This is a genomic window from Frankia sp. CoWAU3, from assembly GCF_977971855.1.
Genome location: NZ_CDWWXB010000322.1, coordinates 1 through 2,771, shown reverse-complemented (window position 1 = coordinate 2,771; position 2,771 = coordinate 1). Strand labels below are relative to the sequence as shown.

Below are 2,771 nucleotides of genomic sequence, written 5' to 3'. Positions count from 1 at the left end.
ACCGGAGAGCAGGCCGTGCTTGAGGTTGGAGCCCACCGTGATGTTCGCGTACGTCGGCAGGTAGGCGGTCCATACATAGAACACCAGGGCCGGGGCCGCGGTCAGCCCGAACACCTGGAGGGATTCCCTGGGGTGCCGGCGGAGGAACTCGAACATGTCGGCACGACGGGCACCGGCCGGCTCGTCCGCCGTCTGGGTGAGGGTCTCCTTGGCGTGCGTCCGGATCCACATGCCGACCATGGCCGCGACCGAGCCGAGCAGGAAGGGGATCCTCCAGCCCCAGCTGGTCATGTTCTGCGAGTCCAGCGTGCTGGCGAGTAAGGCGCTGATCCCGATCGCCGCCAGGTTGGCCGAGGTCGCACTGATGTAGAAGAAGCTCGAGTACAGGCCCCGACGGCCAGCCGGCGCGGACTCGATGAGAAACGCGCTTCCCGCGGCATACTCGCCCCCCGCGGAGGCACCCTGGATCAGCCGGGCCAGCAGGAGTAGTGCCGGGGCGGCGACCCCGACCTGCTTGTAGGTGGGGGCAAGCCCGATGATGAGACTGCCCAGGCCCATGCCCATAATCGTGGTGCTGAGCGTCCTGCGGCGGCCGATCCGGTCGGCGAGAATCCCGAGGATCAGCGCTCCGACCGGGCGGGCGAAGAATCCGACGGCGAAGATTGCTAAGGTCGACATCAGCGGCACCAGGCTGCCTCCCGGGCTGGCCGGGAAGAACTGCGTGGAGAAGTACACCGCAAGCATCGAGTAGATGTACCAGTCGAACCATTCGACGGCGTTGCCGACGGAGGCGGCCAGGAGCTGCCGATAGTGGTTGGTCCGCTCCCGCAGGCCGGTTGTTGCTGTCATCGAAGCGGTCATGGGTTGCTCCCCTGTTGGGCGGGGCCGAGACCACCAGCTCGGAACGTCGAGCTCTGATGGGCCCGGTAACGGGTACGAATTTCCAACAGGATGTGGTGTGCGACACATCGAAGGCTACGGGTGGGATGCCAACGCGGCGCCCTTCGCTTCGTACGCGGCTACGAAACCGGCGGGGCTGCCGTCTCCGCGTGGAAGGCCCAGGACAGTTCCACCAGGGTGTCGGTGTCGTCCAGGGACCACCCGGTCAGCTCCTCGAACCGGGCTAGCCGGTAGCGCAGCGTGTTGACGTGTACGTGCAGCGCCTCGGCGGTCCGCGGGATGTTACGGCCGTTGGCCAGGTAGCAGCGGAGCGACTCGACGACTTCCTCCCCGAACGCACTGCTGTCCCGGAGCGGCTGGAGGTAGCGGGCCCGCATCAGTGCGGTCACGTCCGCCGCACGCGGCACGGCCACCCGCCAGCCGAGGCTCTCGAGGGTGTGCACGCCCTCGTCGTGGCGCAGTCGGGCCGCGGCCAATACGTCGTTGGCCACCGAGAAGGACGCCGCGACCCGGCCCAGCGGCCCCTCGGGCCCGGCTGCGACCAGCAGCCCCGGGACCGCGGGTGGCGGCCCCGACACGATCCCCACGAGCCGGCCTTGGGAGGGCACCAGGAGCAGGACCATGTTGCTGCGCCGGCACCCCTGGTTGATCAGGTTGAGGGCCTGGTCCAGCTCCGCTTCCGACAAGGTGGCAGTGCACACCGCCCGCAGGCGTGTGTCGCGCCGCACGTGGTAGCGGATGCGCCCCTGCTCAATCTGCGCCGGCGACAGGGTGCCGGCGAGCAGCCCGGCGAGCCATTCGTCCCTGCGCCTTCGGTCCGCCACCGCATGCGACAGGCCGTACGCGCGGTAGGCGCTCGCCGCACGAGCGGAGAACACGTCACTCAGCTTCCACAGCAGCGAGGTGAGGGTGAGCGACTCGGGGTGGTCGACCCCGAACTCCTGGGCGCGATCCACCAGCCGGTCCTGGATGCTCGCTATGCAGATGCGGAAGCCGCCCATGATGTCCTCGATCGGCACGCCCTGCCGGAGCCGTTCCAGCGTTGTGCGCTCGGCCTGCCAGATCTCCGAGCTCGGCGGCACGACGCCCGCCCGCAGGGTGCGGCACGCCAGCACGACGTTGCGGTGGATGCTCGTCACCAGCGCCTCGGTCGGGACCACCTCATAGGCCGGGATCTCGCGCCGGACACGCTTGATCGTGGGATCCACCAGTCCCTCGTCGTGTTCCAGCGCAGCGGTGAGTTCTCGCACACGGTCGTCGGACATCCGCATCATCAGGGGATTATCCTGCCCAGCGGTGTCATCGGCACCCCGGTCCGCGCCCCGACGGCGCGCGTGGCACCCGCGCTTGTCGCGTATGTTCAGGGATCTGTCACCGCTGTTCTATCTCGGATCTTTTGGTGGGTCCAGAATCAAACCCTACCGCTCGCCTAGCCGGCTGTTCCCCGCCGGATCCAGACGATTCCGAAGGCAGGGATCGACGACAACCACCCGAGGAGATGCAGATGACGACACTGGTCAATCCCCTCCAACATTTCGCTCCAACGTACACGGGAGTCGATGATCTTCCGTGGGTTCCGTTCACGCCTTACACGAACGAGGTGGAATTAAAGATCCTTCATGTGGATCTGGTCAAGAGCGAGACGCAAATGCTTCTGCGGGCGCCGGGGGGAGCTTCGCTGGGTGTGCACGACCATTATGGCCGCGTGTTTATCTACACCGTTCGAGGGAAATGGCGGTACGCGGAGCACGCCTGGGTGTCGGGGCCGGGTGACTTCGTGTACGAGGTCGCCAACAGCAGGCACACGTTCATTGTGGAGCCTGACGAGGGCATCGAGGTGTTCATCTCAGATGGGTGCAGTTCTCCCCAGG

General features: G+C 66.9%; 3 protein-coding genes. 1 reads left to right on the top strand and 2 read right to left on the bottom strand.

Annotated elements, in window-relative coordinates:
* A partial coding sequence (locus tag AC08ON_RS17910) for an MFS transporter (RefSeq protein ID WP_476617416.1) occupies positions 1-861 on the bottom strand: 861 nt, incomplete at its 3' end.
* Between the two features lie 158 nt (positions 862-1,019).
* Positions 1,020-2,165 carry a PucR family transcriptional regulator gene (locus AC08ON_RS17905; protein ID WP_476608677.1) on the bottom strand — a complete coding sequence of 382 codons (1,146 nt, stop codon included), beginning with the start codon at positions 2,163-2,165 and terminating at the stop codon, positions 1,020-1,022.
* A gap of 239 nt (positions 2,166-2,404) precedes the next feature.
* Here AC08ON_RS17905 and AC08ON_RS17900 point away from each other — a divergent pair.
* A partial coding sequence (locus AC08ON_RS17900) for a 2,4'-dihydroxyacetophenone dioxygenase family protein (RefSeq protein WP_476617415.1) occupies positions 2,405-2,771 on the top strand: 367 nt, incomplete at its 3' end.

Bases quoted from the DNA above. Each gene is read 5' to 3' on its own strand.
- AC08ON_RS17905 (WP_476608677.1), bottom strand. From the start codon at position 2,165: ATGTCCGACGACCGTGTGCGAGAACTCACCGCTGCGCTGGAACACGAC.